Source organism: Roseateles sp. (assembly GCF_965229315.1).
GTDB lineage: Bacteria > Pseudomonadota > Gammaproteobacteria > Burkholderiales > Burkholderiaceae_C > Pelomonas.
Genome location: NZ_CBDDJA010000001.1, coordinates 397,686 through 422,194, shown reverse-complemented (window position 1 = coordinate 422,194; position 24,509 = coordinate 397,686). Strand labels below are relative to the sequence as shown.

The window sequence follows — 24,509 nt, the reverse complement described above, 5'->3', positions numbered from 1 at the left end:
GGCGCGAACTCTAACGGCAGACGCACTTCGTTCCGGGCGCGATCTCCAGGTCAGTGCCAGCGTCCATACTTCAGTGCGCTCCTGGCGGGGCGTCCCGTTGTTTTTTGATCCCTGTCGTCGATGCCCCTGCAGTACCTCACCCTCCCGGTCACCCCCTTCCAGCAGAACTGCTCGCTCGTCTGGTGCGATGTCACGCATGACGCGGTGGTCGTCGACCCCGGTGGCGAATTGCCGCGGCTGCTCACCGCCGTGCGCGAGCGCGGGCTGAACCTGCAGGCCATCTGGCTGACGCATGCCCACATCGACCATGCGGGCGGCGCCGGCCAGCTCGCGCGCGAGCAGGGGCTGCCCATCATCGGGCCGCATCCGGGCGACCAGTTCTGGATCGACGGGATGGCGCAGCAGAGTGCCATGTTCGGTTTCCCGCCGTCCGAGGGCTTCAAGCCCGACCGCTGGCTGGCCGACGGCGACACCGTGCAGGTCGGCCAGCAGACGCTCACGGTGCGCCACTGCCCCGGGCACACGCCGGGGCATGTCGTCTTCCACTCGGCAACGGCCCGGCGCGCCTTCGTGGGCGACGTGCTGTTTGCCGGCGGCATCGGCCGCACCGATTTCCCGGGCGGCAACCATGCGCAGCTGATCGCCGCCATCCGCGAGCGGCTGTGGCCCATGGGCGACGACACCGTGTTCATTCCCGGACACGGCCCGGAAAGCACCCTCGGACATGAGCGTCGACACAATCCCTATGTCGCAGATGGCGCGTGAATGACACGCCGCTGTAATTCCTTCACAAACACATCCCGCAACATTTACGCCCCGGCCTGGACGTGCTCTCCTACGCTTTGAGGATGGTCTGCAATCCGTGGACCGAGGAGTGCTGCGATGTGGATGCCCGAGTTCGTTCAGCCTGGCCAAGTCCCCGGCGGCCGTCCCCGAGAGCGGCGCTCGGCCGCCTCGTTGTCCAGCCAGTGGATGGGCCTGGTGCTGGAGGAGCTGGACCACGGCGTCGTCATGCTCAACGGCACGGGCCGCGTGCTGCACACCAATCTGGCGGCCCGCGTGTCGCTGGACAACAACCATCCGCTGGAACTCGTGGGCCAGCACCTGCGTGCCCGCTTGCTGACCGACGCGGTGCCGCTGGCCGATGCGCTGGAAGGCGCCGAGGCGAGTGGCCGGCGCTGCCTGCTGAGGCTGGGTGACGACCGCTCCGAATGCGGCCGCGCCAACGTCGTGGTCGTGCCGCTGAACCGCGACGTCAGCCAGGCTGCCGTGCTGCTGATCCTGGAGCGGCGCCAGCTCTGCGGCGACCTGGCGGCGCAGTGGTTCGCGTTGCGCTACCAGCTCACGCCGGCCGAGACCGAGGTGTTGAAGGCGCTGTCCAGCGGCGTGAAGCCGGCCGAGGTCGCGCAGCGCCAGGGCGTGGCCATCTCGACGGTGCGCAGCCAGATCCAGAGCATCCGCGCCAAGAGCGGCGCCGACAGCATCGGCGAGCTGATGCGCCAGCTCGCGCTGTTGCCGCCGCTCGTGTCGTCGCTGCGGCCGGCCAAGCTGGTGAACTAACATTCGGCGCGCTCCGGGCCTCATGCCCGTGGCGCGGTCCGGATGGCTGACGATACCCTCGACAACGAATTCATGGCGCTGCCGCCGTCGCTGCGGCTGCTGGCCGCGCGCGGCATGGTGCGCAGCTACCGCCGTGGCGTCGTGCTGATCGAGGAAGGCTCGATCGGCGACAACATCTACCTGATCCTGTCCGGCTCGCTGCGGGCCTACAGCAGCGACGTGCGGGGGCGCGAGATCACCTACGGCGTCTACGGCCCCGGCGAGTACGTCGGCGAGATGAGCCTGGACGGTGGCCCGCGTTCGGCCAGCGTCATCACCGAGGTGGGCAGCCGCCTCGTCATGGTCACGCGCGCCAGCCTGCTGACGCACATCAGCGCGCACCCGGAGTTCGCCTTCGAGCTGCTGACCAAGGTGATCCGCCGCGCGCGCGCCGCCACGCTGTCCACCAAGCAGCTGGCGCTGAACGACGTCTACGGTCGGCTGAAGAACCTCGTGGAGGAATCGACCGGCGACGGCCGCCACCTGGAGCTGACCCACCAGGGCATGGCCCGGCGGCTGGGCTGCTCGCGCGAAATGGTGTCCAAGCTGGTCAAGGACCTGGAGCTGGGCGGCTACCTGCGACGCGTCGGCGCCGGTGAATACCAGCGCATGAAGAGCCTGCCCGCCCGCTGGTGACGGGGCGGTGCCGCGTCAGCCGCCGGACGGCGGCCTGGGCGCGGTCTTGAGCGGCGGCGCCGTCGGGAAGCGCTGGTCTGGCTTGCGCGCGCGGGCGTAGAGGCCGGCCACCTTGGGCAGGTTGGCCTGGATGTCGCGGATGCGCGTCGTGCTGGCCGGGTGGGTGGACAGCCACGGCGGCGGCGCGCCCTTGTTCGCGGTCATCATCTTTTCCCACAGCCGCACGGCGGCGGCCGGGTCGTAGCCGGCGCGGGCTGAGAGCTCAATGCCCACGAGGTCGGCCTCGGTTTCGTCGTCGCGGCTGAAGCGCAGGCTCGCCAGTTGCGCGCCCATGTTGGCCAGGCCGCGGCCCAGGTTGCCCAGGCCGAACAGCGCCGATCCCAGCTCGACGATGCCGTTCGTGACGGCCGATTTGCCGACGCGCTCGCGGGCGTGCTCGCGCAGCGCGTGCGCCACCTCGTGGCCCATGATGGCCGCCACCTCGTCGTCCTCGAGCTTGAGCTTTTCGAGGATGCCGTAGAAGAAGGCGATCTTGCCGCCCGGCATGCAGAAGGCGTTCAGCTCCGGGCTGCCGAGCAGGTTGACCTCCCACTTCCATTGCCGCGCGCGGTCGTTCCATTCATAGCTGAACGGGATGATGCGCTGGGCGATGTAGCGCAGCCGCTGCAGCTGCGGCTGCTCGGCCGGCGCGAGCGCGCGCTGCTGGCCGGCCTGGGCCATCATCTGCGCGTACTGCTGGCCGCCGGCCTGTTCCAGCTGCTCCGCGGACACGAGGCCGGCGAACTTGCTCTTGGGGCCGACATCCACGCCCTCGCGCGCCCAGGCGGGCAGGAAGGCGGCGGCGCCCCCCGCGCCCAGCAGGCCGGTGAACAGGCGCCGGCCGCGCTGGCGCGGCGGGGCGCAGCGGCCGGCGGCGCAATCGGCGCAGTCGCCGAACCGGCGCGTGGGCGGGTGGGTGAAGCGCAGGTCGCTGTGAACGATGAAGTCGTCGGCATCCATGCCGTCATTGTGCGGTGCCGGGAGTGGTGACAATCGCTCGCCATGGACAGCCAGCAATTCCGCGCCGCCCTTGGCATGTTCGCCACCGGCGTGACCATCATCACCGTGCGCGACGCCGACGGCAGCCTCGTCGGGCTGACGGCCAATTCCTTCAACTCGGTGTCGCTGGACCCGCCGCTGGTGCTGTGGAGCCTCGCGCGCCGCGCCGGCTCCATGCCGGTGTTCGCGCGCGGCACGCATTACGCGGTCAACATCCTCGCGGCCGACCAGGTGCTGCTGGCCCAGCGTTTCGCCACGCGCGACATCGACCGCTTCGCCGGCGTGCCCTGGCGCGAGGGCGCGGGCGGTGCGCCGGTGCTGGACGGGGCCGTGGCCAGCTTCGAATGCGCCAACCGCAGCCAGTACGAAGAGGGCGACCACGTCATCTTCGTCGGCGAGGTGGAGCGCTGCACCGCGCGCGCGGGCGCGCAGCCGCTGATCTTCCACGGCGGCAGGTATTTCACCGAGCTGCCGCTGTGAAGCCGGGCCGTGTCCGGGCAGCGCCCGGGCCGGCGCTGTCGATCCGGGCGAACGCCGTTCGTCGTCATGGCAGAGGGTCATCCTCTGCACCACCCAGGACACCACCATGACCCACACCGTCACGCTGCATCGCGTGCTGCGCTGCCCGCCCGACCGCATCTACCGCGCCTTCACGACGCCCGCCGCCTTCGCCAAGTGGCTGCCGCCGCATGGCTTCTACGGCACCGTGCACGAGGCGGACGTCAAGGTCGGCGGCGGCTACAAGATGTCGTTCACCAACCTGACCACCGGCAACGGCCACAGCTTCGGCGGGCGCTACCTGGAGCTGGTGCCGGGCCAGAAGCTGCGCTACACCGCCGCGTTCGACGACCCCAAACTGCCGGGCGAGATGACCACCACCGTCGAGCTGAAGGCCGTGTTCTGCGGCACCGAGCTGCGCATCACGCAGGAAGGCATCCCGGCCGTCATCCCCGTGCAGGCCTGCACCATGGGCTGGCAGGAGTCGCTGATGCTGCTGGCGCAGCTGGCCGAACCCGAGATCCCGCAGTGACCCGGCCCGCCTACAGCTGGACCTTGGTGCCCAGCTCCACGACCGCATTGCCGGGCAGGCGGAAGTAGTCCGCCACGCTGCCGGCGTTGCGGCTCATCGCCGCGAACAGCGCCTCGCGCCAGTGCGTCATGCCGGCGCGCGGCACCAGCGTCTCGCGGCTGAGGAAGTAGCTGGTCTCGGCCGGCTCGGTGTGCAGGCCGCGGGGCCCGCACAGCGCCAGCGCGGCGGGCACGTCGGGCTGGTCCATGAAGCCGTAGGTCAGCGTCAGCCGCCAGAAGCCCGGTGCCAGCACTTCCAGCGCCAGGCGCTCCTGTTCGGGCACGTAGGGCCGCTCGCAGAAGCTCACCGTCAGCACGACGTTGCGCTCGTGCAGCACCTGGTAGTGCTTGAGGTTGTGCAGCAGCGCGGGCGGCACGAGACCGGCGTTGGCCACGGGGTAGATGGCCGTGCGCGCCACGCGCGGACGCTCGGCATCGCCGAAGGCGTGCAGCGACTCGACGAACGGCAGCAGCTCCAGGCCTTCCGCGGCCAGGTGCTGCTGCAGCGCCTTGCGGCCACGCGCCCAGGTGCTCATCAGCACGAACAGCAGGCCGCCCAGCACCAGCGGGAACCAGCCGCCATCGACGATCTTGATCGCGCAGCCGGCCACCAGCAGCGCATCCAGCGCCAGGAAGAACAGCGTCGCGCCCCAGGCCAGCGGCGCGGGCAGCCGCCAGCCGTTGCGGATGACGAAGAAGGTCAGCACCGTCGTGATCATCATCGTCAGCGTGACGGCGATGCCGTAGGCACCGGCCAGCGCCGACGAGCTGCGGAACAGCAGCACCGCGCCCAGCACGCCGGCGAGCAGCGCCCAGTTCACGCCGGCGATGTAGATCTGCCCGGCCTCGGACGCCGACGTGTTGCGCACCTGCATGCGCGGCAGGAAGCCCAGCTGGATGGCCTGCTTGGTCATCGAGTAGGCACCCGAGATGACCGCCTGCGAGGCGATGACCGCGGCCATGGCGGCCAGCACGACGGCGGGCAGCACCAGCGCGGCGGGGAAGAGGCGGTAGAAGGGGTTGTCGATGGCGGCGGGGTCGCCGATCAGCAGCGCGCCCTGGCCCAGGTAGTTCAGCGCCAGCGCCGGGAAGACGACGCCCGTCCAGGCGAGGCGGATGGGCCGGGCGCCGAAGTGCCCCATGTCGGCGTACAGCGCCTCGGCGCCGGTCAGCGCCAGCACGATGGCGCCGACGACGGCGAAGACCTGCCAGCCGCGGCCGGACAGGAACTCGATGGCGCGCAGCGGGTTCAGCGCGGCCAGGATGGCCGGCTGCTGCGCGATCTGCATCACGCCGGTGACGGCCAGCACCAGGAACCACAACAGGATGACCGGCCCGAACACGCGGCCCACGACGTGGGTACCGTGCTTCTGCACGATGAAGAGCAGCACGATCACGACGATGGACAGCGGCAGCACATAGCGTTCGAGCTGCGGGCTGACGATCTCCAGCCCCTCGATGGCGCCCATGACGGAGACGGCCGGCGTGATGACGCTGTCGCCGTAGAACAGCGTCGCGCCGAACACGCCCATCAGCAGCAGGAAGCGCCGCAGCCCCGGCCGTTGCTTCACGGCCTGCGTGGCCAGCGCCGTGAGGGCCAGGCCGCCGCCCTCGCCGCGGTTGTCGGCGCGCAGGATGAGCACGACGTACTTCAGCGTGACCACCAGCATCAGCGCCCAGACGATGGCCGAGATCGCGCCGATCAGCGCATCGGCCGTCAGCGGCACGCCGGTGGCCGGCGTGAAGATCTCCTTGACCGTGTACAGCGGGCTGGTGCCGATGTCGCCGTAGACGACGCCGATGGCGCCCAGCGTCAGCCCGGCCAGGCCATGGCGGGTGGGGGTGGCGGGCTGGTCGGGCGCGTGTGGGGTCATCGGCAGCGGTGCAGGCATGGGCAAGGGTGCCAGCATCGCCGATGGCGCGCCGAATAGCCACCGCGCCGTGTTGCGAGCCCGGCGATGGCCTTGACGCTGCCGGGCCCGTCAGGCCAGGCGTCCCGTCGGCAGCGCCACCGGTGCGGCCATCAGCACGCGCCAGCGCCACACGCCCAGCGCCGCGCTCAGGGCGAGGCTGGCGCCGGCCAGCACGACCAGCGGCGTGCCCAGCTTCTGGTGCAGCACGTACAGGCCGCCGGCCATCAGCAGGAAGGCGAACACCGGCACCACGGCGGTCCATGACGTGGGCGCCTTCATCAGCGCCGGGCGGCGCAGCAGCCAGCCGGTGCTCAGCGGCAGCGCGCCGAAGGCCAGGCACAGCAGCGCGAGGTCGCCTGCGGCCCAGGCCAGCAGGCCGAGCGCGGCAGTCGTCACCGCCCAGTCGATGAGGGCATGGCGCAGCTGCAGCCCCGCGACCGCACGGTTCAGGGCCTGGCCTTGCGGCATGCCGGGCAGCAGCCGCAGCAGCGCCTGCTCGCGGCGGCTGTGCCACAGCATGTTGGGCAGCGCGAAGCTGGGATTGAAGCCCATGCTGGCCAGGCCGATGGCCATGCCGTAGGCGCCGCGGGTCCAGTGGTCCTGCAGGCCCGGGCCGACGATCGCCAGGGCGATAACGAAGCCCGCCGCCGCCAGCGCCAGTGCCGTCAGCGCGCCCAGCGTCTGGCGCACCCAGTGCTGCTGGCCGTGCAGCACGATCTCGGCGCGGCTGAGCACGCTGCGGGTGCCCGGCGCGGCGTGCGCCAGCACATGGCGCAGCCACGCGGCGGCGGCGGCCTCGAATGGCCGCGCCAGCCAGGTGCCCGGCCGGCCGAAGGCGCCCGCGCCGGACTGCTTGCCGGTCATGGCCTCGTTGGACGCGCGGCGCATGCGGGCGCAGCGCTCGTACACGACGCGGTGCGCGGCGTCGCCGTTGCCGAACAGGCGCGCGATGGACCAGGCCAGCGCCAGCAGGCCCAACGCGAGGACGGGCAGCGTCTGGGCCGCCCACAGGTCGCGCGCGGCCGTCCACAGCGGCGCCAGGCGACGGCCCAGGCCGGTGCCGAAGACGATCACCGGCGCGAAGGAAACGATCAGCCACAGCGTCCAGGCGCGCGCCGCCCACGCCATGAAGGCCAGGGACGCGGCGCTCAGCAGCAGCAGGGCCTGGGGCGACGGCATCAGCGGGACGAACTGCCACAGCAGGCCCGCGCAGGCCAGGGACAACACGGCCCAGCTGGCCAGCGCGAGTTCGCGCATCTGGCGCACATGGCCGGGCACGAAGCGCGCGACATGCGGATGGTTCTGCAGCAGCAGGCTGCCGGCGATGGCCGTCCACAGCGACGCCAGCACCAGCACGGCCGCGCCGGCCAGCAAGGCCGGCCGCGCGCCAGGGGTGAAGTACAGGCTCAGGCCCAGGCCGGCGAGCGCCAGCGCGATCAGGCAGCGCCGGCCCCAGGGGTGCTCGCGGTCGCGCTGGCGCCAGAACGCCAGCAGCATCTGGCCGGACGTGGCGGCGTTCATCAGGTCAGCTCCGCGAACAGGTCTTCCAGGTTCACAGCCTGCGCGTCCTGCGGCGCGGCCACGCCGGCGGGCAGGCGGGCCAGCACGCGCTCGCGGCCGGCGTCCAGCGGCGTGCGCTTGAGCGGCTGCGCGCCCAGCCGCGCGAACAGCCCGGCCAGCTCGGTGACGCTGCCGGTGAACGCGCGCACCTGCTCCAGCAGTTCGTCCAGCGGTGCCTGCAGCGCGATGCGGCCTTCGCTGAGGAAGGCGAGGTTGAACGCCACGCGCTCCAGGTCCGACAGGATGTGCGTGGAGAACACCACCGTCGTGCCGCGGTCCAGCACCTGCTCCACCAGCTCGCGCAGGAAGTCGCGCCGGCCGACCGGGTCCAGGCTGGCGACGGGTTCGTCCAGCACCAGCAGGTCGGGCTCGTGGGCCAGTGCGCGGATGATGGACAGGCGCTGCTTCTGGCCGCCGGAGAGCTTGCGGATGGGCTTGTCGCGGGCAATGTCCCAGCGCGACATCAGCCCCTCCACGCGCGCTTCGTTCCAGCGTGGGTAGAAGCTGCGGAAATAGGCCAGCAGCTGCGCGGGCGTGAAGCTCTCGAACAGGTCGTTGGCCTGCGGCACGTAGCCGATGCGGGCGCGCGTCGCGTCATCCAGCCGTGCGGCATCCTGGCCGAAGAGCTGCACCTGGCCCGCCTGCGGCTCGCGCAGGCCCAGCAGCGTCTCCAGCAGCGTGGTCTTGCCGGCGCCGTTGCGGCCCAGCAGGCCGACGACCTGGCCGGGCAGCAGCTTCCAGTCGAGCTGGCGCAGCACATCGGGGCCGTGCGGGTAGGCCAGGCTGACACCCGACAGGGCGGCGCTGGGCGTCTCGGTGTGGGGGAAGTGCGGGCTCATGGGGCGCTCTCGTCCAGCAGTTGATCGAAGAGGCCGAGGACCTCGGCCTTGGGCAGTTGCAACTGGCGCGCTTCGTCGGCGGCCTGGCGCAGCGTGGGGCGCAGCAGCTCGATGCGCGATGCGGCGGACTGGGCGCGGTGGTGCTGCGCCGCGACGACCATGGACAGGCCGCGGCGGCGCTCCAGCACGCCTTCCATCTCCAGCATGGAATAGGCCTTGGAGATGGTCATCGGGTGCACGGCCAGCGCCTGGGCCAGTTCGCGCACCGACGGGATCTCGTCGCCCGCCTTCAGCTGTCCGGCCGCGACGCGCCGACGCACCTGCTCGATGAGCTGGCGGTAGATCGGCTCGGGCGAACCGGTGTTGATGTGGACGAAGTGGGCGGCTTCCATGGAGGCTGACAATGTGTACTAGTACGATAGTACACGTGGACAGCTCCCGTCAAGCCCCGATCAGGCGCGCCGCGATGCCCAGCGCACCGCAGGCCGCCAGCAGCGGCAAAAGCCCCACCCTGAAGCGCAGCAGCGCGACGGTGGCGGCCGCGGCCAGCAGCGCGGGCGCCCACTGGACGCGCCCGTGCGCCCACAGCAACTGCGTGGCGAAGGCCAGCGCCAGGCTGAGGATGACGCCCACCGCCGCAGCCGTGATGGCCGACAGCGCGCCGGCCAGGCGGGGCATGTGCTGGGTGCGCTCCACCAGTGGCCCGCCGATCAGGATGAACAGGAAGGACGGCAGGAAGGTGAACCAGGTGGCGACGACGGCGGCCAGCGCGCCGCCCACGGGCAGCAGGCCAGGCCCCAGCACCGCCTGCGACCAGCCGCCGGCGAAGCCCACGAACGCGACCACCATGATCAACGGGCCGGGCGTCGTCTCGCCCAGCGCCAGGCCGTCCATCATCTGCGCGGCCGTCAGCCAGCCGTGCTGCTCGACGGCCCCCTGGAACACATAGGGCAGCACCGCGTAGGCGCCGCCGAAGGTCACCAGCGCCGCGCGCGTGAAGAAGCCGGCCATGGCGGTCAGCACCGGCCCGCCCCAGGCCCAGAGGGCGGCGTAGGGCAGCGCAAACAGCAGTGCGCCAACCCCGAGCAGGCGCGCCAGCCGGGCGCGCGAGAAGCGGGCGTGCGGCGGCGAGGGCGTGTCGTCGTCGATCCAGGCGGGGCTGCCGTGCGCGGCCGGCGGCGCAGGGGCCGGCGCCTGTCGCGCGGCCGCCAGGTGCCCGATGAGCCCGGCCGCCAGCACGACGAGCGGGAAGGGCAGGCCGACGCCCGCGACGGCCACCAGCGCGCCGCCCGCCAGCGCCCAGCGCAGCGGCGTGGTCAGCACGCGCCCGCCCAGGCGGTGCGCCGCCTGGATGACCAGCGCCAGCACGGCGGGCTTGAGCCCGTCGAACAGGCCGGCGATCAGCGGCTGCTGGCCGTGGGCCATGTAGAGCCAGCTCAGCGCGATCAACAGCGCCAGCGACGGCAGCACGAACAGCACGCCGGCGGCGATGCCCCCCGCCGTGCGGTGCATCAGCCAGCCCAGGTAGGTGGCGAGCTGCTGGGCCTCGGGGCCGGGCAGCAGCATGCAATAGTTCAGCGCGTGCAGGAACCGGCGCTCGCTGATCCAGCGCTTTCGCTCCACGAGTTCGGCGTGCAGCAGCGCGATCTGCCCGGCCGGGCCGCCGAAGCTGATGCAGCCCAGCCGTGCCCAGAAGCGCAGCGCGGCCCAGAAGCCGACCGGTGCAGGAGGCGTGCTCATGCAGGCAGTATCGGGACTGCGCACAATGCAGTCTTTCTCGTTGTCGTCATCCACCATGCGCCATCTGCTGATCGCCTCCGCCCTGTTCGCTGCTGTCGCCGCCCAGGCCCAGACCCCCGCCGTGAAGGTCGACGACGCCTGGGTGCGCGCCACCGTCGCGCCGCAGAAGGCCACGGGCGCCTTCATGCAGCTCACGGCCGCCAGGCCGGTCAAGGTCGTCGCGGCCAGCTCGCCGCTCGCCAGCATGGTGGAAATCCATGAAATGAAGATGGAAGACGGCGTCATGAAGATGCGCGCCGTCGAGGCGCTGCCGCTGCCCGCCGGCCAGGCCGTGGCGCTCAAGCCCGGCAGCTACCACGTCATGCTGATGGGGTTGAAGGCGCCCATCAAGGCCGGCGATACCGTGCCGCTGACGCTGACCGTCGAGGGCGAGGACAGGCAACGCACGGCCGTCGAGATCAAGGCCGAAGCACGGGCCGGCGCCGGGGGCGGCGCGACGCGCTGATGCCCATGGCGACAGGTGGCCGCTTCAAGCCGGTTCAAGCTGTCGGCGCTTCGGCCGAAATACAGGGGGTCACTTTGGAGCTGAGCATGATCAATGCCGTCAACATTCCCGCGTCGGCCAGTTCCGGGTCCGACAACAGCGGGGCCGCCGAGCGGGCCGACGCCGCGGCGACGGCCGCAGCGCAGGCCCAGAGCCAGCCCGCCGCCGAGGCGCAGGCCGCCGTCGTCACCATCTCGGCCCAGGGGGCCCAGCAGGCCCGGCAGGCCGGCGGCGGCGCGTCCGCCAGCGGTTCGACCGCCGGTGGCTCCACGGGCAGCCTCAGCGGGGCCACCAAGACCTACGAGCCGGCCGACACGGACGAGGACGGCACGGTGACACCGCAGGAACAGGCGGCTTACGACGCCAAGCTGGCTGCCGAGAAGGCGGCCGAGACCGCGCGCAGTGCCAGCAGCGCCGAGGCGGGCGCAGCGGTCAAGGAGTACCAGGCGGTCGAACAGCTCGGCCAGGGCGGCACGGCGGGCGGCGCCGCCTGACGACCGGGCTCAGGCGCGCGCGGCGTTGGCGGCGATGGCGGTCGCCAGCCGCGCAAACAGCGGTTCGGGCAGGTCGTGTCCCCAGCCGGGGATGATCTCCAGCGTCGCGCCGGGGATGCGCCGGGCCAGGTCGTGCGCCGCCGCGACCGGGATCAGCGGGTCGTCCTGGCCATGGATGACCAGCGTCGGCGCGGTGATGCGCGGCAGCCGGTCCGCGCGGTGGCTGTCCGCCGCGATGGCCACCAGCTGGCGGGCCACGGCCTGCGGGCGAAACGACCGCTTCACGCCGCGCGCGATGCGCTCGCGCAGGCTGGCGGGCTCGGGCGGGTAGCCGGGGCTGCCGATGACGCCGTAGAGCTTCACGTAATGGTCCAGCACGTTCTCCAGCTTCTGCTCGGGCGTGCTGGCCCGCGCCGGGCGCGACAGCATCGCGCGGCGCACCTTCAGGCTCTCCTTGGGCAGGCCGCGGTCGCCGCTGCTGGTCATCATCAGCGTCAGGCTCTTCAGCCGCTGGCCGTGGGAGAAGCCCAGGTGCTGGGCGATCATGCCGCCCATGGAGGCGCCGCAGACATGGGCCTGGTCGATGCCCAGCGCGTCCAGCACGCCGACGGCGTCGCGCGCCAGGTCGGCGAGCTGGTAGGGCGCCTTCACCGGCAGGCGCAGCGTGTGCAGCAGCGCCGCCAGCGGGATGTTGGGCATGCCCAACTCGTCGAAGGGCTGCGACAGGCCCACGTCGCGGTTGTCGAAGCGGATGACGCGAAAGCCGCGGGCCACCAGCTCATCGACCAGCCCGTCGGGCCAGGCGACGAGCTGCATGCCCAGGCCCATGATCATCAGCAGCGGCTCGCCGCTGTCCGGGCCGTGGACCTCGACTTCGATGCGGATGCCGTTGGCGCTGAGCTGCATCAGCGCGCGCCGGCCCGCCCCAGGGGCGCTGGTGCCCCTGAGGCGGGCAGTGAGCGAAGCGAGCGTGTGGGCCTCGACATTGGCGTCAGCCCAGGTCCACCTGGTGCTCGATGACGCGTGAGACCAGGCCGTAGGCGATGGCCTCGTCGGTGCTCATCCAGAAGTCGCGCTCGATGTCGATGCGCACGCGCTCCAGCGGCTGGCCGGTCTCGCGGGCGATGACGGCGGCGATGCGCTCGCGGGTGCGGATGATTTCCTTGGCCTGGATGGCGATGTCGCTGGCCTGGCCGCCGGCGCCGCCGGCCGGCTGGTGGATCATGAAGCGCGTGTTGGGCAGCGCCACGCGGCGCTCCTTGGGCACGGCCAGGTAGATGTGCGTGCCGGCGCTGGCGACCCAGCCCGTGCCCACCACCGTGACCGGGGCGCGCACGAAACGGATCATGTCGTGGATGGCGTCGCCGCTTTCCACATGGCCACCGGGCGACGAGATCAGCAGCGTGATCGGCGCGTCGGACTCCTGGCTCAGCGCCAGCAGGCGGCGGCAGGTGGCCTGGGCGACCTTGTCGTCGATCTCGCCGAAGATCATGACGTACCGGCCCTTGAACAGCAGTTGCTCTTCCTGCTTCTCGGGGGCTTCTTTCTTGGCGGCCTTGTCGTCGGCGGCGAGGGTGTGGTGATTCATGTTCGGGATCCGGTTGAGGGCGATACCTTACCGCGAGATGCGGCGGCGGCGTGGCGAGGGGTCTCAGGCGTCGCCGTGGCGCCGCCACCAGGCCAGGCTGGCGAGGACGAACAGCAGCGCCAGGCAACTGGTGCTCCAGACGACGGTGTGCACGATGAGGTGCGAGACATAGGCTGACTGCGCGGGCGGCGTGAGCACCCAGGCCGCCGTGGCCCCTGCGGCGGCGGCGCTGGTGAACAAGGCCAGCAGCAGCTGGCGGCGGCGCGTGTCCTGCGGTGACGCGGTGGCGCCGCACCGGGCACGCAGGGCCCGGCAGTACACCGTCGCGATGGCGGCCACGCCCACCGCGGTGCTCAGGTGCTGCAGCAGGTTGAAGAGCTGGAACTCCCGGTCGAGCGCGACGAACAGGGGCCTGTCCAACAGCGGCAGAAGTGACGCGCCCCAGCGGCCCGCGTGCGTGAAGGCGTCCCACACGACATGGCTGGTGGCGCCCAGCAGGATGGAGGCGACCACGACCACCAGGCCCTGCCACGCCGCCCGAGCCAGCGGGTGGAGCTGTTCGCGCGCGATCTCGCGGTGCGGCACCGGCAGCAGCACCGTCAGGGGCCGTGCAAAACGTTGCAGCAACGCGAACAGCAGCAGGCTGACCGGCAGGCAGACCGTGACGACGCCCAGCGCCGTGTGGCAGAACGCTGACCAGCGGGCGTGCATGCCGACGTAATAGCTCATGTCGGGCGCCAGCGAGCCGATGATCAGCGCCGGCAGGGACAGCCAGCGGGGGCAGAGCGACCTCAGCGGCAGGATGGCCGCCGGGTGGGCGAAGGTCCAGGGCACGGTGGGCGAGGCGAGGTCAGGCCTGTTCCGACGTCTTGTAGAACCACCGCCTCGCCCCCTTGGCATCGAACGGCGTCCATTCGCCTTCCGGCTGCGCCAGCCGGTCCGCCAGCGCATACAGCGCCACGGGGTTCACGCCCAGGCCGATGTGGCTGGCCTGCACCTCGATGTTCTCGGTCAGCGGTCCCGGCTCGTTGATGCTGCAGCGCCAGGCGACGACGCCGTCGGTCTTGGAATAGATGGACGTCGTCGGCACCGGTGGCGCCTGGCGGATTTGCGCCATCAGCGCCGGGTCGTTGGCCGCGTGGCCGCTGACCATCTCGAAGAAGCGCCAGGCGTTGGTCGCGCGCGGGTGGCCGGTGAAGGGCGTGCCCAGCGTGACGACGCAGCGCGCGAGGTCCGGGCATTCCTTGGCCAGCTCGCGGGCGTAGATGCCGCCCAGGCTCCAGCCCAGCAGGCTGACCTTGCGGCCGTGGCGGCGGTGCAGCTCGATCAGGTCGGCCTTGCACTGCTCCAGCACGCCGGCGCGCGGGCCGAGGTTGAAGCCCTGGCCCCAGGGCTGGGTGGCGTAGCCCAGTGAGTCGAGCAGCGCGCGCAGTGGCGCCGTCGTCACGTCATGGGCGCCCAGGCCCGGGAAGACGAGGACGGGATGGCCGTCGCCGTGGGGCAGCTTCTGCAGCCGCTTCAGCCACGGCATCGTGGCCAGCAGCGCGGCGTACTCCCAGGGCGCGCGGCCCTCGAGCATCAGCAGCCAGGCATTGGGCGCGCGCAGGTCGGACCCGTCGGGGTGGGCCGTGGAGGAGGTCTGTTGCCAGCGCGAGAAGCGCGGCGAGCGGGTGGCGGGCATGCGAGGGCAGGGTCGGGCGGGGCCCGACCATTGTTAGCCAGCCGCCGCCTTCTTGCGGGCCGTGCTTGCCCGGGGCTTGGGCGTCGCCGGGGCGACAGCCTTTTTTACCGCTGTCTTCTTGGTGGCCTTCTTGGCGGTCGTCTTTGCGGCCGTCTTGCCGGCCGGGGCTTTCCTGGCTGCCGCCTTCTTCACGGCAGGCGCTGGCTCGGGCGCCGCCTCGGCCACCGGCAGCGCCTGCAGCTCCATGAAGGCTGCCTCCACATAGGCGGCGAATTCGGCCGTCTCGGGCATGGCTTCGCCGCAGGCCATCAGGCCGATGTCCAGCGACTGGTTGTAGGTCTGCACGGTCACGTTCAGCGCCAGGCCGTGCACGGCGATGGACGTGGGGTAGTTGGTCAGCATCTGCGCGCCGGCCAGGTACAGCGGCACGTTCGGGCCCGGCACGTTGGAGATGACGACGTTGGCCACCACCGGCAGCTTCTCGGCCACCTTGGCGCGGCCGTAGAGCATGGCGCCGGCCTGCATCAGCCAGGGGATGCCCAGGCTGGGAAAGTCGGTCGGCATCAGGCTCTTGAGCTGGGACATCTGCGCCTTCATGGCCTTGCTGGAGGCCATCACGTGGGCCAGCCGCTCGGCCGGGTCGGCCAGGTGCGTGCCCAGGCTCATGAAGGTCATCGTGGCCTGGTTGTTGGACGTGGTGTCGCCCGCTGCGCGCGTGGACACGGGCACCGCGGCGATCAGGCTCTTGCGCGGCAGCGGGCCGTGCTTGGTCAGGAAGCGCCGCAGCGCGCCGCCGATGACGAACAGCACCGCGTCGTTGAGGCTGGCGTGGTGGCGGCGGCGCGTGCGGTTCAGCTCGGCCAGCGGCAGCGTGACGCCGGAGAACGCGCGCGTGTCGGACAGGCTGACGTTGAAGCGCGTGCGTGGCGCGGGGCCGAGGCTGGACACGGCCGTCTTGCCGCGCACGACGGCCGTGGTCTGCGCGGCGACGCCGGCCAGCAGCGCGCGCAGTTTGTCGATGGACGCGCCGGCCGCCGCGCCGCCCGCGTAGCCCACGGCCATGTTGCCCAGGATGCCGGCCGCGCTGGGCAGCGAGCGGGCCAGCTTGACGGTCTGCTTCCATTGCTGCGACATCGCCGCACGCAGCATGCCCATGGTGCCGATCTGGCCGCGCTTGCGGTTGCGCGCGGCGAGCGTGTCGATGGCGCGCGGCTCCGGGCTCAGGTCGAGGATGACCTGGGCCAGCGCCACGGCCGCCTGGCCATCCACCGCGGCATGGTGCAGCTGCGTGTACAGGGCGACGCGCACCTGGCCGTCGGGGCCGGGCTCCAGGCCGGTGAAGACGTGGAACTTCCACAGCGGCCTGCTGCGGTCCAGCAGCACGGGGTGCAGCGCGCCGACCTGCGCCTCCAGTTCCGCCATGCCGCTGCCTTGACCGTTCACGTTCGGCAGTGCGATCTCGACGATGTGCTCGTCCAGGTCGGGCTCGGCATCCACCCAGCCCGGGTTGGACAGCCCCAGCGGCATCGCCACCAGCTTGCGCCGCAGCGCGGGCAGCAGCGGCATGCGCGCATGCATGTGCTCGCGCAGGTCCTCGGCGTAATCGCCGTCGTAGCCGGCGGGCAGCTCCAGCAGGTGCAGCGCGCCGACATGCATCGGCATCTGCGGCGTTTCGAGATAGAGGAAGCTGGCGTCCAGGCCGGCGAGCTGCTTCATCGGGTGTCTCCTGGCTTTTCAGTCCAGCATACCGGTGAATTAGGCGAAGGCCCTCAGGGCCGACCCCTCCAGCGACTCCCGCCGATCCGGCTTTGCCGGGCGGCTGGGAGTGCCCCCTTGAAGGGGGCGGCCGTCAGGCCGTAGGGGGTGGGCTATTCCTCAGGGACGAAGATCCACAGCAGGATGTACAGGAAGATACCGCTGCCGAAGGCCAGGAACAGCACCGTGAAGATCAGGCGCCAGACCCAGGAGTCCAGCCCCGTGGCGCGGGCGATGCCGCCGCAGACGCCGCCGATCCAGCGGTCCATGCGCGCGCGGCGCAGGCCGTTGACGGCGTTGACGTTGGGGCCGGGCGCAGCGCCCGGCGACGCGCTGGAGAACGGGGCCGTGCCGCCGTTCAGCAGGCGGGCCTTGGCCTTGGCGAATTCCTCGTCGTTGAGCACGCCGCGGGCATGCAGGTCGGCGAGCTTGTGGAGTTCTTCGGCGTCGTTCATCTGGGGCTCCTTTCGGTGTTGATGTTGGCAAGCCTAGCGGCACGGCGCGTGCCTGCCAGCCGCTTGCGACAGTCTGTCGATTCCGCGGGACGCCGGCGCGGTTTTCAGCGGACAGGCTGCTTGCCCGGATCGATGTCCACGTACTGCCAGAAGTCCTGCGAGAACAGCGGCCGTCGGAAGCCCGACATCCACGGCTGCTGGATGTCCGTGATGATGCGGTGGTTGTGCACCTTGTAGGGCATGTAGGCGACGGCGATGCGCTTGGCTTCACGGAAGAGCGCCTGGCGTTCGGGACCGTCGGGAATGGACTGCACGTGCCTGTAGATGTCGTCCAGCCGGGCGTTCTTGAAGCGTGGCAGGTTGTAGGTGCCGGCGGCCGGGCCGAAGTAGTACTGCAGCAGGCCGGCGCCATCGGGCTGCGAGGCTGACGAGCCCACCGGCCACATCTGGTAGTTGCCCGCCTGCGCGGCCTTCAGGTTCTCGGGCCACTGCTGCACCTTCAGCTGCAGCTTGATGCCGATGGCGCGCAGCGCCTTGTCCCACAGCTCGTCGATGGCGCGGCTCAGCGAATCGGACTGCGTGTTGCGCACCAGCACGAGCGGGCGGCCGTCGGGCAGGTCGCGCCAGCCGTCGCCGTCCTTGTCGACATAGCCGTACATGTCCAGCAACGCCTTGGCGCGCGCCGGGTCGTGTTCGCTCATCTCGCTCTTGAAGTCGGGGTCATAGCTGGACGTGCCGGGCATTGCCGGCGCCTGCGCGGGCACGGCCTGGCCCCGGCGGGCGAGCTGGATCTCCTTCTTCACGTCATAGGCGAGCGACAGCGCGCGGCGCAGCGCGACCTTGTCGGGCGTGTAGCCGCCCACGACCGGGTCTTCCATGTTGAAGCAGGTCAGCGTCACGTCGGGTGCCAGCGTGAATACCGCCTGCATGCCGCGCTTGGCGAGGTTGGGGGCCAGGTGGCCACCCGGTGCGGCCTGAGTGATGAACTCCTCGGGCATGCGCTCGATGAAGTCGTGCTCGTTGTTCAGGAAGGCCAGCCAGCGCGGCTGGTTCTCGACGATGACGTCCACGACGACGCGGTCGACCATCGGCAGGCTGCGCCCCTTGAGCCGGGCCAGGATGGCCTGGCCTTCGGCATCGTCGGGCGCAGGCTCGGCCTCGTAGTGGCGCTCGCGGTAGCCGGGGTTGCGCTCGAACACCATCTGCGAGCTGCGCCGCCAGGCCTTCAACATGAAAGGCCCGGTGCCCACCGGATGCTCCATGATCCGGTCGCCATAGAACTCGACCACCTCGCGGGCGACGGCGCCGTACAGGTCGTTGCCGGTCAGGATGCTCTCGACCAGCCGCGGGCGCGGCTCGTTCGTCTTCAGCTGCAGCGTGTAGCGGTCCAGCGCGAGCAGGCCGGCCACGTCGGTGTCGTAGGGGAACGGGCGCTTGCTCTTGAGCACCTGCTCGCGCAACTCGGCCAGGCCCACGAGGCCGGCATCCTCATAGCCGGCCCAGTTCTGCGCATTGGTGGCCGGGTCGGCGAAGCGCTTGATGCTGTAGACGAAGTCCTGCGCGGTGAGCTCGCGCTTCCTGCCCTTGAACGCCGGGTCGTCCGCGAAGTAGATGCCGGGCTTGATGCGCACGGTGAACGTCTTGAAGTCGGCGCTGATTTCGGGCTCGCCCGCAGCCACCAGCGGCACGATCTTCGTGGGTCGTGCCAGCGGGTCGTAGGTGTAGGGGCTCTCGAACATGTGCGCCGTCAGCGAGCGCGAATACAGGTCCGAGATGCGCACGGGGTCGAACCCCGTCTCCGCGACCTTAAGGGCATACCGCAAGGTCTTCACGGGCGCTGCCTGCGGCGTGTCTGTGGCGCCTGCGGGCGACAGCAGGACTGTGCAGACGGCGAGCGCGGCGAGCAGGTGTTTCATCACGGGGCGGGCAGTCATGGCTTGGGCACTTCGGCGGTGTCGACGTCCACGTACTTCCAGACGTCGCGCACGAACAGGTTGCGGCTGTAGCCCTTGACCCAGGGCTGGGCCATGTCGGTCCAGATGCGGTGCACGTGGAACTTGTAGGGCGCGTAGGCCACCAGCATGCGCTGGGCTTCCTGCATGACGGCATGGCGCTCGGGGCCGTCGGGCAGGGCCTTCTGCTTGTCGTACAGCGCCTCGAAGGCCGGCAGGTCGAAGCGCGGCTTGTTGGCGGCGCCCTTGGACTTGTTGGAGCCCATCGCCAGGAAAGTGTCGCCGTCCGGCGTCGAGCCGATCCAGCCCACGCCCCACATCTGCAGCTTGGCCGCATTGGAGGCCTTCAGGTTCTCCGGCCACTTGGCGATCTTGAACTTGATGCGGATGCCGATGGCGTCCATGTTCTTCTGCCACTGCTCGACGAGCTGGCGGCTCTGGGCGTCGGGCTGCGTGGCGTACTCGATCACGAGCGGGCTGCCGTCGGGCAGGTCGCGCCAGCCGTCGCCGTTCTTGTCGACGTAGCCGTACAGGTCCAGCAGCGCCTTGGCCTTGGCCGGGTCGAACTCGCTCATCTCGGTCTTGAACTCGGTCGAGCCGCCGAAGGCAATGGGCGGGATGGGACCCTGGCTCTTCACGGCCTGGCCGCGGCGCACGAGGCGGATCTCCTTGTCCAGGTCCACGGCCAGGTTGATCGCGCGGCGCAGCGCGATCTTGTCCGGCGTGTAGCCGCCCACGACCGGGTCTTCCATGTTGAAGTAGCTGACCGCCACGTCCACGCGCGGGTAGCGCTGCATGTGGATGCCCTGCTTGGCCAGGTTGGGCGCGAGCTGGCCGCGCGGCATGGCCTCGCCGGCGAAGTCGGGCGGCACCTCCTCGATGACGTCGAACTCGCCGCGCACGAAGGCCAGCCAGCGCGGCTGGTTCTCTTCGATGATGCTGATCTCGACGCGGTCCACCAGCGGCAGCTTCTTGCCCTGTAGCGCGGCGACCTCGGCCTTCAGCCGCTCGTCGGCGCCCGGCGGCGCCACCTCGGCGTAGACCATGTCGCGGAAGTTGGGGTTGCGCGCCAGCACGATCTTGGAGCTGCGCCGCCATTCGGCCAGCCGGAAGGCGTTGGTGCCCACCGGGTGTTCCATGATCTTGTCGCCGTAGAACTCGACCACTTCGCGCGCCACCGCGCCGAAGGTGCCGGCGTCGCTGAAGTTCTGCACGAAGCGCGGGTCGCCCAGGCCCAGCTTGATCTGGAAGGTGTACTTGTCCAGCGCCCGCAGGCCTTCGACCTCGCGGTCGTAGTCGAACGGCTTCTTCGCCGCCATCAGCTCCTTGCGCAGCTCCGACAGGCCCAGCACCTTGGCGTTCTCCAGCAGGTAGAGGTTGCCGCTCTTCCAGCGCGGGTCGTAGTGGCGCTTGATGGAGTAGACGTAGTCCTGCGCGACCAGTTCGCGCTTCTTGCCCTTGAAGGCGGGGTCGTCGGCGAAGTAGATGCCGGGCTTGATGCGGAAGGTGATGCTCTTGAAATCGGCGCTGATCTCGGGCATCGCCGCGGCGGTGGCCGGCCGCAGCTTGAAGGGCCGCGTGCCGAGGTCGTATTCCAGCGGCGCATCGAAGATGCAGGCGGCCACGTCCTTGGAGTACTTGTCGGTGACCTGAACTGGATCGAACCCCGTCTCGGCGACGCGGAAGGCGTAACGCACGACCTTGTCGGCGGCATGGGCGCCCACCGCGGCGCAGGCCAGCAGCAGGGTGGTCAGCAGGGTGGAGAACTTCATGGCAACGACGCGGCAGGTTCTGAAAAGTCGCCGAGTCTAGTGAAACCGGCAGTCCGCTGGGATGCGGTGCTCGCATAGACTCCGGCCCCGACCCGTGCCAGCCCCGCTCTTGCGGCGGGGCTGGTGGTTTTTGGCGAGGGCCGGTACAGGCCTATGCCTGTACATCTGGCTGGAGTGTCGTTGTGGCGGCCTATCTGATACGGCGCCTGTGGCAAATGATTCCGACATTGCTCGGCGTCGTGCTGCTGGTGTTCTTCCTTTTCAAGTACTTCGGCAGTGATCCGGCCATCATCCTCGGTGGCCTGAACGCGAGCCCTGAGCAGATCGAGTCCATCCGCGACCAGCTCGGCCTGAACAAGCCGGTCTGGGAGCAGCTCTGGATCTTCGTCAAGCAGATCGTCACCTTCGACTGGGGCAAGAGCTGGGCGACGAACGAGTCGGTCGCCCACCTGTTCGCGACGCGCCTGCCGGCCACGCTGACGGTGACGCTGCCCATCCTGGTGCTGGAAGTGGCGCTGGCCATCCCGTTCGCGCTGGCCGTCGCCACCGTGCGCGGCAGCCTGACGGACCGCGCGGTGATGGTGGTCTCGACGGTGGCCGTGTCCATCTCGCTGCTGGTCTACGTCATCCTGGCGCAGTACATCTTCGCGTTCCGCCTCGGCTGGTTCCCGGTGCAGGGCTGGACCGGCAACCACTGGACCAACCTCACCACCTATGCGCCGCTGCCGGTGCTGGTGGCTGTGGCGGTGTCGCTGGCGCCGCAGATCCGCCTGTACCGCAGCTTCTTCCTCGACGAGATCGGCCACGACTATGTGCGCACCGCGCGTGCCAAGGGCATGACGGAGCGCACCGTGCTGCTGCGCCACGTGCTGCGCAACGCGATGATCCCCATCCTGACCAACGTGTCGGTGCTGCTGCCGGGCGTGCTGGTGGGCAGCTTCCTGATCGAGGTGTTCTTCTCCATCCCGGGTCTGGGCCGCGAGCTGCTGCTGGCGGTGAACCGCGGCGACTATCCGGTCCTGCAGGCCTTCGCCATCTACCTCGCGGCGCTGACGATGAGCTTCAACCTCCTCGTCGATGTGCTCTACAAGCTCGTCGATCCCCGGGTGGTCCTCAAATGAGCGCCGTGTCGAATTCCTCCGGCGGTGTCTGGGCGGCCTCGTGGCGCCGCCTGAAGACCGACCGCGTCGGCATGGCCTGCATGGCCATCGTCGGCCTGTTCCTCGTCCTCGTGCTGCTGGCCGCCACCGACCGCATCGCGGCGAACTGGCAGCAGGAGGTCGGCGTGCCCAACGCGCCGCCGACGCTGCTGGGCCCGCAGCCGCCCGAGGACACCGGCACCATCGCCGTGCCCAAGGGCCCGAACGTGGACCTGTCCGACATCGACCCGCTGGCGCCCCGCTATGCCGAGTGGGCCGAGCGCGCCAAGGCCTTCAAGACCGACGAGGCGCCGCGCGCCGAGACGCTGCCGCTGGGCGGCGACCGCCTGGGCCGCGACGTGCTGGCCAAGGTCATCAAAGGCGCCGAGGTCTCCATCTTCGTGGGCCTGGCGGCGGCCGTCGTGGCGACGCTGATCGGCACCGTGCTGGGCGCCCTGTCGGGCTTCTTCGGCGGCAAGCTGGGTGACTTCCTGGAGTGGGTCTACAACGTCTTCACGGCCATCCCCAGCATCCTGCTGATCTTCGCGTTCGCGGCCATCTTCAGCCGCGGCATCACGTCGGTGGTGCTCATCCTCGCGCTGACCGGCTGGACGGGCATCTACCGCCTGATCCGCGCCGAGTTCATGAAGCACCGCAGCCGCGAGTACGTGCGCTCGGCCGAGGCCATCGGCGCGTCGCAGTGGTCGCGCATGTTCAAGCACATCCTGCCCAACGTGTCGCACGTGGCGCTGGTGCAGCTGTCGCTGCACGTGGTGAGCTTCATCAAGAGCGAGGTCATCCTGAGCTACCTGGGCCTGGGCGTGGGCGTGGACCAGGTCTCCTGGGGCACGATGCTGGCCGAGGCGCAGAACGAGATGATCCTCGGCTACTGGTGGCAGCTCGCCGCCGTGACGGCGCTGATGGCCATCTTCGTCACCGCGTTCGCGCTGTTCACCGATGCGCTGCGCGACGCGCTGGACCCCAAGCTGCGCGGGCTGGAGTGACCATGCTTCTCAGTATTCAAGACCTCAAAGTCGCCTTCCGCATGGGCAAGGCGGGCGGCCACATGCAGCGCCAGCTCGCCGTCAAGGGCGTCAGCTTCGACGTGCCGGAGAACAGCACGGTCGCCCTCGTGGGCGAATCCGGCTCGGGCAAGAGCGTCACGGCGATGTCCGTGCTCAACCTGCTGCCCAGCAACGCCGAGCGCGAAGGCCGCATCCTGTTCCAGGGCCGCGACCTGCTGCAGGCGCCGCTGCGCGAGTTGCAGGCCATCCGCGGCAAGGACATCGCCTGCGTGTTCCAGGACCCGATGAGTTCGCTGAACCCGGTCTTCGACGTGGCCACGCAGATCTGCGAGCCGCTGATGAAGCACATGGGAATGAGCCGCCGCCAGGCGCTGGTGCGCGCGGAGGAGCTGCTCAACGAGGTGGGCATCCCCGAGCCGAAGCGGCGGCTGAAGGCCTACCCGCACGAGATGTCCGGCGGCCAGCAGCAGCGCGTGATGATCGCCGTGGCGCTGGCCTGCAGCCCGAAGCTGCTGATCGCCGACGAGCCGACGACGGCGCTGGACGTGACCATCCAGCGCCAGGTCATGGAGCTGATGGCGCGGCTCAAGGAGTCGCACCGCATGAGCCTGCTGTTCATCTCGCACGACCTGGGCGTGGTGGGCGAAATCTCCGATCATGTCGTCGTCATGCGCCATGGCCAGGTGCGCGAGAGCGCGCCGGTGGCGCAGATCTTCAACGACCCCCAGGATGCCTACACCAAGGCGCTGCTGGCCTGCCGGCCGTCGCTGACCGAGAACCCGGCGCGGCTGATGGTCATCGACGACCACATCGCCGGCCGCGCCTCGGCCAACGAGGCCGCGGCCAAGGACCCGGGCGCGCCGGTGCTGCTGGAAGTGACCGGACTGCGCAAGAGCTTCTGGCTGAAGGACGGCCTGTTCGGCAAGCGCGAGTTCAAAGCGGTCAAGGACGTGAGCTTCAAGCTGCGCAAGGGCCACACGCTGGGCGTGGTCGGCGAGTCCGGCTCGGGCAAGACGACGATGGGCCTGACGCTGCTGCGCCTGCACGAACCGACCGGTGGCCAGGTGCTGTTCGAGGGCCAGGACCTGCTGAAGATGAGCGGCCCGGACTGGCAGAAGATGCGCCGCCGCATCCAGGTCGTGTTCCAGAACCCCTACGCGTCGCTGAACCCGCGCTTCACCATCGGCCAGACGCTGCGCGAGCCGATGGAGATCCACGGCATCGGCACGGGCACCGCCGACCGCGAGGCGCGTGCCGTCGCGCTGCTGCAGAAGGTGGGCCTGGACGAGACCGCGATGGGCAAGTATCCGCACGAGTTCTCCGGCGGCCAGCGCCAGCGCATCGCCATCGCGCGCTGCCTGACGCTGCAGCCCGAGGTGCTGGTGCTGGACGAGGCCGTGTCGGCGCTGGACGTGTCGGTGCAGGCGCAGGTGCTGAACCTGTTGCGTGACCTGCAGGACGAGTTCGGCCTGAGCTACATCTTCATCAGCCACGACCTGGCCGTCGTCAAGTTCATCTCCGACGAAGTGCTGGTCATGCAGAACGGCGACGTCGTCGAGCAGGCCGGCACGCGCGAGCTCATCGCCGCGCCGCAGCAGGAGTACACGCGTCGCCTGTTGGGCGCCGTGCCGCGCGGCTACCAGGGCCGTTGAAACGGGAACTGCTCCCGTGCAATCTGAACGGTCTTGGCGCAGGCTGACGCGAAAGGCAT

At 70.3% G+C, this 24,509-nt stretch carries 24 protein-coding genes; 10 read left to right on the top strand and 14 right to left on the bottom strand.

Features of this window, described 5'->3' with window-relative positions; all coding sequences use genetic code 11:
* Nucleotides 1–120 precede the first annotated feature (120 nt).
* The 3 genes from ACO07H_RS01975 to ACO07H_RS01965 all read left to right on the top strand — a co-directional run bounded on the left by ACO07H_RS01975 (nt 121) and on the right by ACO07H_RS01965 (nt 2,235).
* Nucleotides 121–765 carry an MBL fold metallo-hydrolase gene (locus ACO07H_RS01975; RefSeq protein WP_422010570.1) on the top strand — a complete coding sequence of 215 codons (645 nt, stop codon included), beginning with the start codon at nt 121–123 and terminating at the stop codon, nt 763–765.
* Nucleotides 766–888: 123 nt separating this feature from the next.
* Nucleotides 889–1,560 (top strand): helix-turn-helix transcriptional regulator, encoded by a 672-nt coding sequence (locus ACO07H_RS01970; RefSeq protein WP_422010569.1) that lies wholly within the window; start codon nt 889–891, stop codon nt 1,558–1,560.
* A gap of 42 nt (nt 1,561–1,602) precedes the next feature.
* Nucleotides 1,603–2,235, top strand: a complete 633-nt coding sequence (locus tag ACO07H_RS01965) for a Crp/Fnr family transcriptional regulator (protein WP_422010567.1) — start codon at nt 1,603–1,605, stop codon at nt 2,233–2,235.
* Between the two features lie 15 nt (nt 2,236–2,250).
* Here the strand turns inward: ACO07H_RS01965 and ACO07H_RS01960 are convergent, their stop codons facing one another.
* On the bottom strand, nt 2,251–3,234 hold the full coding sequence (locus ACO07H_RS01960) for a M48 family metallopeptidase (RefSeq protein ID WP_422010565.1): 984 nt from the start codon (nt 3,232–3,234) through the stop codon (nt 2,251–2,253).
* 42 nt (nt 3,235–3,276) lie between these two features.
* On the opposite strand from ACO07H_RS01960, the gene ACO07H_RS01955 reads away from it, so the two are divergent.
* Together ACO07H_RS01955 and ACO07H_RS01950 are read left to right on the top strand one after the other, a co-directional pair.
* Complete coding sequence (locus ACO07H_RS01955) at nt 3,277–3,753, top strand: flavin reductase family protein (protein ID WP_422010563.1); 477 nt, start codon at nt 3,277–3,279, stop codon at nt 3,751–3,753.
* 106 nt (nt 3,754–3,859) lie between these two features.
* Nucleotides 3,860–4,303, top strand: a complete 444-nt coding sequence (locus tag ACO07H_RS01950) for an SRPBCC family protein (RefSeq protein WP_422010561.1) — start codon at nt 3,860–3,862, stop codon at nt 4,301–4,303.
* Nucleotides 4,304–4,313: 10 nt separating this feature from the next.
* On the opposite strand, the gene ACO07H_RS01945 is transcribed toward ACO07H_RS01950, so the two are convergent.
* The 5 genes from ACO07H_RS01945 to chrA all read right to left on the bottom strand — a co-directional run bounded on the left by ACO07H_RS01945 (nt 4,314) and on the right by chrA (nt 10,393).
* Entirely contained in the window at nt 4,314–6,233 is a 1,920-nt protein-coding gene (locus ACO07H_RS01945) for a potassium transporter Kup (protein ID WP_422010559.1), read from the bottom strand.
* Nucleotides 6,234–6,323: 90 nt separating this feature from the next.
* Nucleotides 6,324–7,775: a hypothetical protein gene (locus ACO07H_RS01940; protein ID WP_422010557.1), complete on the bottom strand. Its 1,452-nt coding sequence runs from the start codon at nt 7,773–7,775 to the stop codon at nt 6,324–6,326.
* A complete protein-coding gene (locus tag ACO07H_RS01935) occupies nt 7,775–8,653 on the bottom strand; it encodes an ABC transporter ATP-binding protein (RefSeq protein ID WP_422010555.1) in 879 nt (292 codons plus the stop codon). Before ACO07H_RS01935 ends, ACO07H_RS01940 begins: the two co-directional genes overlap by 1 nt.
* Complete coding sequence (locus ACO07H_RS01930; RefSeq protein ID WP_422010553.1) at nt 8,650–9,045, bottom strand: GntR family transcriptional regulator; 396 nt, start codon at nt 9,043–9,045, stop codon at nt 8,650–8,652. Before ACO07H_RS01930 ends, ACO07H_RS01935 begins: the two co-directional genes overlap by 4 nt.
* A gap of 49 nt (nt 9,046–9,094) precedes the next feature.
* A complete protein-coding gene (chrA, locus tag ACO07H_RS01925) occupies nt 9,095–10,393 on the bottom strand; it encodes a chromate efflux transporter (protein WP_422010551.1) in 1,299 nt (432 codons plus the stop codon).
* Nucleotides 10,394–10,448: 55 nt separating this feature from the next.
* Here chrA and ACO07H_RS01920 point away from each other — a divergent pair, with 55 nt between their 5' ends.
* Entirely contained in the window at nt 10,449–10,898 is a 450-nt protein-coding gene (locus ACO07H_RS01920; RefSeq protein WP_422011641.1) for a copper chaperone PCu(A)C, read from the top strand.
* 86 nt (nt 10,899–10,984) lie between these two features.
* Nucleotides 10,985–11,431: a hypothetical protein gene (locus tag ACO07H_RS01915; protein WP_422010549.1), complete on the top strand. Its 447-nt coding sequence runs from the start codon at nt 10,985–10,987 to the stop codon at nt 11,429–11,431.
* Between the two features lie 9 nt (nt 11,432–11,440).
* On the opposite strand, the gene ACO07H_RS01910 is transcribed toward ACO07H_RS01915, so the two are convergent.
* The 8 genes from ACO07H_RS01910 to ACO07H_RS01875 all read right to left on the bottom strand — a co-directional run bounded on the left by ACO07H_RS01910 (nt 11,441) and on the right by ACO07H_RS01875 (nt 20,634).
* Nucleotides 11,441–12,337, bottom strand: a complete 897-nt coding sequence (locus tag ACO07H_RS01910) for an alpha/beta fold hydrolase (RefSeq protein ID WP_422010547.1) — start codon at nt 12,335–12,337, stop codon at nt 11,441–11,443.
* Nucleotides 12,338–12,422: 85 nt separating this feature from the next.
* The gene (locus tag ACO07H_RS01905; RefSeq protein ID WP_422010545.1) at nt 12,423–13,019 is read right to left on the bottom strand and encodes an ATP-dependent Clp protease proteolytic subunit; all 597 of its coding nucleotides are present in this window, start codon (nt 13,017–13,019) and stop codon (nt 12,423–12,425) included.
* Between the two features lie 63 nt (nt 13,020–13,082).
* Nucleotides 13,083–13,853, bottom strand: coding sequence for a DUF4184 family protein (locus ACO07H_RS01900; RefSeq protein ID WP_422010543.1), 771 nt, complete (start codon nt 13,851–13,853; stop codon nt 13,083–13,085).
* A 16-nt stretch (nt 13,854–13,869) separates the two neighbouring features.
* On the bottom strand, nt 13,870–14,700 hold the full coding sequence (locus ACO07H_RS01895; RefSeq protein ID WP_422010541.1) for an esterase/lipase family protein: 831 nt from the start codon (nt 14,698–14,700) through the stop codon (nt 13,870–13,872).
* A 33-nt stretch (nt 14,701–14,733) separates the two neighbouring features.
* Entirely contained in the window at nt 14,734–16,416 is a 1,683-nt protein-coding gene (locus ACO07H_RS01890) for a wax ester/triacylglycerol synthase family O-acyltransferase (RefSeq protein ID WP_422010539.1), read from the bottom strand.
* A 152-nt stretch (nt 16,417–16,568) separates the two neighbouring features.
* The gene (locus ACO07H_RS01885) at nt 16,569–16,910 is read right to left on the bottom strand and encodes a PspC domain-containing protein (protein WP_422010537.1); all 342 of its coding nucleotides are present in this window, start codon (nt 16,908–16,910) and stop codon (nt 16,569–16,571) included.
* A 104-nt stretch (nt 16,911–17,014) separates the two neighbouring features.
* Nucleotides 17,015–18,844 carry an ABC transporter substrate-binding protein gene (locus ACO07H_RS01880; RefSeq protein WP_422010535.1) on the bottom strand — a complete coding sequence of 610 codons (1,830 nt, stop codon included), beginning with the start codon at nt 18,842–18,844 and terminating at the stop codon, nt 17,015–17,017.
* On the bottom strand, nt 18,841–20,634 hold the full coding sequence (locus ACO07H_RS01875; protein WP_422010533.1) for an ABC transporter substrate-binding protein: 1,794 nt from the start codon (nt 20,632–20,634) through the stop codon (nt 18,841–18,843). Before ACO07H_RS01875 ends, ACO07H_RS01880 begins: the two co-directional genes overlap by 4 nt.
* Before the next feature lie 182 nt (nt 20,635–20,816).
* On the opposite strand from ACO07H_RS01875, the gene ACO07H_RS01870 reads away from it, so the two are divergent.
* From ACO07H_RS01870 to ACO07H_RS01860, 3 genes are read left to right on the top strand one after another with little or no spacing between them, the layout of a single operon-like run.
* The gene (locus ACO07H_RS01870; RefSeq protein ID WP_422010531.1) at nt 20,817–21,755 is read left to right on the top strand and encodes an ABC transporter permease; all 939 of its coding nucleotides are present in this window, start codon (nt 20,817–20,819) and stop codon (nt 21,753–21,755) included.
* Nucleotides 21,752–22,777, top strand: coding sequence for an ABC transporter permease (locus ACO07H_RS01865; protein ID WP_422010529.1), 1,026 nt, complete (start codon nt 21,752–21,754; stop codon nt 22,775–22,777). Before ACO07H_RS01870 ends, ACO07H_RS01865 begins: the two co-directional genes overlap by 4 nt.
* Before the next feature lie 2 nt (nt 22,778–22,779).
* Complete coding sequence (locus ACO07H_RS01860) at nt 22,780–24,450, top strand: ABC transporter ATP-binding protein (protein WP_422010527.1); 1,671 nt, start codon at nt 22,780–22,782, stop codon at nt 24,448–24,450.
* Nucleotides 24,451–24,509: the final 59 nt, after the last annotated feature.

What these genes read in the sequence shown, in the direction of transcription:
- ACO07H_RS01950 (WP_422010561.1), top strand. Translation starts at nt 3,860, where the DNA reads ATGACCCACACCGTCACGCTGCATCGCGTGCTGCGCTGCCCGCCCGAC.
- ACO07H_RS01965 (WP_422010567.1), top strand. Translation starts at nt 1,603, where the DNA reads ATGGCTGACGATACCCTCGACAACGAATTCATGGCGCTGCCGCCGTCG.
- ACO07H_RS01975 (WP_422010570.1), top strand. Translation starts at nt 121, where the DNA reads ATGCCCCTGCAGTACCTCACCCTCCCGGTCACCCCCTTCCAGCAGAAC.
- ACO07H_RS01915 (WP_422010549.1), top strand. Translation starts at nt 10,985, where the DNA reads ATGATCAATGCCGTCAACATTCCCGCGTCGGCCAGTTCCGGGTCCGAC.
- ACO07H_RS01890 (WP_422010539.1), bottom strand. Translation starts at nt 16,416, where the DNA reads ATGAAGCAGCTCGCCGGCCTGGACGCCAGCTTCCTCTATCTCGAAACG.
- ACO07H_RS01955 (WP_422010563.1), top strand. Translation starts at nt 3,277, where the DNA reads ATGGACAGCCAGCAATTCCGCGCCGCCCTTGGCATGTTCGCCACCGGC.
- ACO07H_RS01940 (WP_422010557.1), bottom strand. Translation starts at nt 7,775, where the DNA reads ATGAACGCCGCCACGTCCGGCCAGATGCTGCTGGCGTTCTGGCGCCAG.
- ACO07H_RS01920 (WP_422011641.1), top strand. Translation starts at nt 10,449, where the DNA reads ATGCGCCATCTGCTGATCGCCTCCGCCCTGTTCGCTGCTGTCGCCGCC.
- ACO07H_RS01970 (WP_422010569.1), top strand. Translation starts at nt 889, where the DNA reads ATGCCCGAGTTCGTTCAGCCTGGCCAAGTCCCCGGCGGCCGTCCCCGA.
- ACO07H_RS01895 (WP_422010541.1), bottom strand. Translation starts at nt 14,700, where the DNA reads ATGCCCGCCACCCGCTCGCCGCGCTTCTCGCGCTGGCAACAGACCTCC.
- chrA (WP_422010551.1), bottom strand. Translation starts at nt 10,393, where the DNA reads ATGAGCACGCCTCCTGCACCGGTCGGCTTCTGGGCCGCGCTGCGCTTC.
- ACO07H_RS01960 (WP_422010565.1), bottom strand. Translation starts at nt 3,234, where the DNA reads ATGGATGCCGACGACTTCATCGTTCACAGCGACCTGCGCTTCACCCAC.
- ACO07H_RS01935 (WP_422010555.1), bottom strand. Translation starts at nt 8,653, where the DNA reads ATGAGCCCGCACTTCCCCCACACCGAGACGCCCAGCGCCGCCCTGTCG.
- ACO07H_RS01885 (WP_422010537.1), bottom strand. Translation starts at nt 16,910, where the DNA reads ATGAACGACGCCGAAGAACTCCACAAGCTCGCCGACCTGCATGCCCGC.
- ACO07H_RS01865 (WP_422010529.1), top strand. Translation starts at nt 21,752, where the DNA reads ATGAGCGCCGTGTCGAATTCCTCCGGCGGTGTCTGGGCGGCCTCGTGG.
- ACO07H_RS01875 (WP_422010533.1), bottom strand. Translation starts at nt 20,634, where the DNA reads ATGAAGTTCTCCACCCTGCTGACCACCCTGCTGCTGGCCTGCGCCGCG.
- ACO07H_RS01880 (WP_422010535.1), bottom strand. Translation starts at nt 18,844, where the DNA reads ATGACTGCCCGCCCCGTGATGAAACACCTGCTCGCCGCGCTCGCCGTC.
- ACO07H_RS01930 (WP_422010553.1), bottom strand. Translation starts at nt 9,045, where the DNA reads ATGGAAGCCGCCCACTTCGTCCACATCAACACCGGTTCGCCCGAGCCG.
- ACO07H_RS01910 (WP_422010547.1), bottom strand. Translation starts at nt 12,337, where the DNA reads ATGCAGCTCAGCGCCAACGGCATCCGCATCGAAGTCGAGGTCCACGGC.
- ACO07H_RS01945 (WP_422010559.1), bottom strand. Translation starts at nt 6,233, where the DNA reads ATGCCTGCACCGCTGCCGATGACCCCACACGCGCCCGACCAGCCCGCC.
- ACO07H_RS01905 (WP_422010545.1), bottom strand. Translation starts at nt 13,019, where the DNA reads ATGAATCACCACACCCTCGCCGCCGACGACAAGGCCGCCAAGAAAGAA.
- ACO07H_RS01860 (WP_422010527.1), top strand. Translation starts at nt 22,780, where the DNA reads ATGCTTCTCAGTATTCAAGACCTCAAAGTCGCCTTCCGCATGGGCAAG.